We start from the raw sequence: 3417 nt of genomic DNA, 5'->3' as shown, positions 1-3417 counted from the left end.
TCGCTACTCAATAAGAGCCCGAATATGCGCATGCTTCCTACTTATTTTTGTCCTCTAGTTGCAATCTAACGGGAGTCCATATACGAGGATGACGGAGAAAGCGAGAACGACAGGAATAATTAGGGCAGCAAGGATAGTGAAGATAGCGTAATAAGCTTACTTACTATCACTCGCATAGGCATAGTTATAATACCCATAGCCGCTGGATGCCTTCTTCTCTACCGCATTGAAGATCACCCCTTTCACATCTATTCCAGATTGCTCAAAGCGCCCTTGTGCGACTTCTAGCTCTTTAAGGGTGTTCTGGCCGAACCTTGCGACCATTAAGGTAGTCCCTGCATGAGCACCGACAATGCTTGGGTCGGTGACCGCGAGTACAGGTGGAGTGTCCATGATTACCAGATCATAATTTTGCGATGCCCACTCGACAAACTCGCCAAAGCGTGGGTGCATTAGCAGCTCAGATGGGTTTGGCGGCACATGACCACGGGTGAGGACATCCAGGTTGTCGATGTTGCTGTGCTTGATCACCTGCTCAATTTGCATCTTGCCGCTGAGTAGGTCAGACAAACCATCGTCCCATTTCAGGTTAAAGTTTTTCTGTAGGTAACCTTTACGCATATCGGCATCCACCAGCAGCACTTTTTGGCCGGTTTTCGCGGCAACGGCGGCAAAGTTGGTGGACACAAAAGATTTACCAATGCCCGGCGCAGGGCCCGAGATCATCACCACGTTGTTTTTGGCTTCCATCATGGCAAAGTGCAAACTTGTTCGCAGGCCACGCAATGCTTCGATAGACAGATCTGCCGGGTTACTCTCACTTAGCAGCTCGGCCACTTGGTTCTTGCGCTTTTTACGTAAATCCAGTTGCAACTGCGTTTCCGACTTAGGGATGTTGGCATACACAGGCATGCCAATCGCTTCGATTTCGTCCGCTGATTCCAGCCCTTTATGAAACGCCGCTTTTACCAACGCAAAAGCCACACTCAACATGCCACCAAGCAGGGTTGCCAATACCACAATCAGTGGTTTTTTCGGCTTCACCGGGTGGGTGTACGACTGGGCCATATCAACAATTCGGACATTGCCTACGGTACCGGCTTTAAGAATGCTCAGCTCTTGCACTTTATTGAGTAGCTGTACGTAGATTTGCTGGTTCACTTCCACATCACGTGTCATACGCAGTACTTCACGCTGGGTCTTTGGTAGCTTCTGAATCTGACGATTAAGACGCTCTTTCTCTTTTAATAGCGTTTCACGCTTTTCTAGTAGCGAGCGATACGCCGGGTGATCTTTGGTAAAGCGTTGACTGACTTCACTCTCTTTAAAAGTTAACTCATTAAGCTGCGCTTCGAGTTCCACCATCACTTTAAGTGTTGACTGTGCCTCTAAGCCAAGATCAACAGATTCATTCTTTTGACGATAAGTATTAAGCGTATCTTCCGCCACCGTCAGGCTGGTCTTAATATCAGGAAGGTGACCTTTTAAGAACTCCAGACTTTTTTCGGCTTCTGCCGATTGGCGCTCAACGTTCTGCAAGAAGTAGTTCTGGCTAATATCATTCAGTACGCGTTCAATCTGCGGTTTGTTTTCACCTTCTATCGAGAGCTGCAAAATACCGGTTTGTTTGCCGCGCTCAGAGATGGAGAGTGATTTTTGCAAACTAGCGATAGCATCAATACGAGCGATTTTACTCAGGCTAAACTGCTGACCTTGCTCACCTTTTAACTGGGTCACAAACAGCTTATAACCCTCACCTGTTGCCAGCTCACCAACACGCCCTTCAATCAGCACTCGGTCATAAGCATCATGCAGGGTGTACTGGCTGCCCTCTGAATCTACTTGAGTCAGAATCAGCGTTTTATCATCCAGGTAATGAAACTGCTCCGGCACTTCCAGTCTGCCGACCTCAATCCAGGCTTGCTTACCCGAAAGTCTGGCCAACCCTTTGCCAACCAAAGGGAAATATTTAGGCTGCGCAACCGTGGTCAGATTAAGCTTATCAACGGTTTGTCCCAATACCATACGAGATTTGATCAGCTCAATCTCCGTTGTCGCTGACGACTCCTGAGCAAACATGTCCCCTAGCCCTTCGCTAAGCAAAGAAGACATACCACCGCTTTTTTGCTCGACCTGAATCAGCGCATCGGCTTTGTAGATTGGCGTGGAGAGCAGCGCAAAGGCAATACCGCCACACGCGAAGACAAAGGTCGTAAGAATGATGACCCATTTGGCGTCGAGAAGAATGCCGAACAGTTTGCCCAGATCGATTTCGTCGGGGGAGGTTGATGACATATTTGAAGATTGTTTTGGGTTTTGCATTAATCGAATCCTGAGGAGAGGGCTTGGGTTCTGGTTCCTGGTTCCTAGTTCCTGGTTCCTCGAGGAAGTGCCCGGATAGAACTTGGAACTAGAGAGACGGTATTTCTTTATGTTTTAATTAGCTACATATTCCGCACGTTCTTCCCTTACCGTTCCTTTTCTACTTTTGATCAAACCAGCAAGCATTTTACTTACTCTTATTGCCTTACTCTCTAAATAATCACTTTGCTCACTACTCAGATAGCCAAATTCTTTTGCTAACAATATCTGGGTAACAAGCTCACCACACGAACCTTTTGCAATATACAGAAACCGAACCGACTCATTCACTGTTTCTCGCTCCTCTCCTTCAGCAATATTAGATGGCACTGAAACAGCGGAACGACGTATTTGATCACAGAACCCAAAATCCCGACAGTTTTCAGTTAGTCGCTTTACTTCGACTGCTATTTGAAACGATAACTTCCATACTTCGAGTTTTTTGTAGTGCATAATGAGAGCCCTCGTGTTTGGGTTGCGGTTTCCTAAATACCCGGTTCACGTGTGCCGCTCTTCCAAGCACCCAGGAACCAGCATCCAGGAACCAGCCCCCAGAAACCATTTATAACTTCCCCACCCACTCCTTCGCGCTTTGCTCGATCAGCGTGTACGCATGATCAAACGCTTCGCGGCTTTGGCGGTATGGATCGGGGATGTCTTTTTGTCCTATCCATTGGCCGAAGAGCATGGCTTTGCCCCGGGCTTCGGGGGCGATGCTGGTTAGGGCTTCGATGTGGCCTTTTTCCATTACCAGGATCAAATCGTACTCTTTGCAAAGCTCACTGGTGAGTTGCTGTGAGCTGTGTTGCGTCAGGTCGATATCGTGTTCGGCCGCCACTTCGATGGCGGTTTTGTCTGCCGGCTTTCCGACCAGACCACTTTTGGCCGATGCAATACCCGCAGAGGCGATGGTTTTGTTCGGCAGCATTTTCGCCAGCATGTATTCACCGATTGGAGAGCGGCAGATGTTACCCACGCAGACGACTAAGATTTTGTTAAACATGTTTAAAAGCGGTCCTTGGTGAAAAATGGTTCTATGGTTCTATGGTTCTATGG

General features: G+C 47.9%; 3 protein-coding genes. All 3 read right to left on the bottom strand.

The window, feature by feature from the left end:
• Positions 1-156: 156 nt before the first annotated feature.
• The 3 genes from C4S60_RS23360 to C4S60_RS23350 all read right to left on the bottom strand — a co-directional run bounded on the left by C4S60_RS23360 (position 157) and on the right by C4S60_RS23350 (position 3364).
• On the bottom strand, positions 157-2295 hold the full coding sequence (locus tag C4S60_RS23360; RefSeq protein ID WP_425275156.1) for a polysaccharide biosynthesis tyrosine autokinase: 2139 nt from the start codon (positions 2293-2295) through the stop codon (positions 157-159).
• Between the two features lie 141 nt (positions 2296-2436).
• Positions 2437-2814, bottom strand: coding sequence for a four helix bundle protein (locus C4S60_RS23355; protein ID WP_103882941.1), 378 nt, complete (start codon positions 2812-2814; stop codon positions 2437-2439).
• A gap of 109 nt (positions 2815-2923) precedes the next feature.
• A complete protein-coding gene (locus tag C4S60_RS23350) occupies positions 2924-3364 on the bottom strand; it encodes an arsenate reductase/protein-tyrosine-phosphatase family protein (RefSeq protein WP_103882939.1) in 441 nt (146 codons plus the stop codon).
• Positions 3365-3417: the final 53 nt, after the last annotated feature.

The organism is Vibrio hangzhouensis, assembly GCF_900107935.1.
Classification (GTDB): Bacteria; Pseudomonadota; Gammaproteobacteria; order Enterobacterales; family Vibrionaceae; genus Vibrio; species Vibrio hangzhouensis.
Note: the sequence above shows the minus strand (reverse complement) of the source record. Positions and strands in the feature narration are given on the sequence as shown.